This window comes from Hydrogenivirga sp. 128-5-R1-1 (assembly GCF_000171895.1).
The window spans coordinates 1-1,425 of the sequence record NZ_ABHJ01000364.1; the positions used below are offsets into that span (position 1 = coordinate 1).

The window sequence follows — 1,425 nt, forward strand, 5'->3', positions numbered from 1 at the left end:
TGTCTAATGCGTGGTTACCAAAATGATAGATATTTCCTTCCTTGTCTATAATATTTCTTTCTTTAGCAAGTCTATTTAATGCTTCCCTAACAGCTCTGCTTGATATTGTTTGCTCTTTTCTTCTACCCGATAATACTGGAAATAAATACTTTTCTGGATTATTATCTTCATTACTTTTCTGTTTTACATCTTCTATAACTGCTTTAACTATTTGTGCTACTTCCTCAGTTATAGGGACTCTATGCTCTATTACTCGTGTCTTTTTTATATCTCCTACCAAATACCAGCCACTATTTGTTTTTTGAAGGCATTTATTGTATTTAAGGTTTAATATATCTGATATTCTCCATCCTGTTGCTCTAAGTAAAATAACTATAGGAATGTATTTTTTAGGTTTTAAATATTGTAAATTCTCATCTAACTGTTGTAATACATCTTCGGGAATGTACTTTATTGTATCTCCTTTATGTTCCTTTTTAGGAAAATCTTCTTTAAATATTATTTTGTCTATATGTATTTTAGGAGCTTCTGGATAGTTAGCTTTTTGTATATACTCGAGAAATAGTTTTATAGATATCAATTTACTACTTTTTGTTGAAAAAGATAAACTTTTATAGAATTGATAAAAATAATGCAAAAACTCTTCAAACCTGTTTCTGTATAAGTTAGATAATGTATTTTCTTTATATGTTTTATTATAGAAATTAACAAAAAATCCTATAGAGTTTAAGTCTTTTTGAGTTGTGCTTAAAGAATTAGTAGCAATTCTTACCTTAATATAATTCTTTACTAATTTTCTTAATTTTTCATCAATTATAAATGAGAAATTTAGATTATAGTTAGATCTACCTTTCTCCACTTTTTCAGGATAAATCTTTTTTATATTCCATATATCTTTTTCATATTCATCTCTAATATCATAAAATTCTTGAAAAAATAACCACCATTGTCTAAAAAGGGAAAGATAATGTCCATCATTTAGTTTTTTTGGATTACTTTTTCTTGGCTTTACTATATTGTTATCTAACAAATAGAATTTATAGTTGTTTATATCATCTTCACTAAGTTGATATATAGAAATAATATCAGGATGTCTTAGTTCTATATATCTAATTACTTTTTTTAATCTAACAGAGTAGCTTTGTATAGTTGATAATTTTAGCTCATTGTTTAATAGTTTTTGTGATAGGAAATATTTAAGCTCATTTCTAAGCCAATTGTTTTTTATTATTGAAAAATCTATGTATGTTCTTCCATGTTTATTAAGTTTTGGAAATCCACTTATATTTTTAAAAATATCATCCTTAAAATCCCATGTATCCCTACCCCAATAACTATTTGCTAAAATTCCTCTATTTCTTTAATCTTTTCTCGTGATAAATTCAGTTCATCTACATACTTATAAGCTAAATTACTCATAAATTT

The 1,425-nt window shown here is 25.5% G+C and carries 1 protein-coding gene; it reads right to left on the reverse strand.

Going from position 1 to position 1,425, the window contains the following annotated elements:
* Positions 1-1,030 (reverse strand): tyrosine-type recombinase/integrase (locus HG1285_RS18505; protein ID WP_008289357.1); only part of this gene is annotated, 1,030 nt, incomplete at its 3' end.
* Positions 1,031-1,425 lie beyond the last annotated feature (395 nt).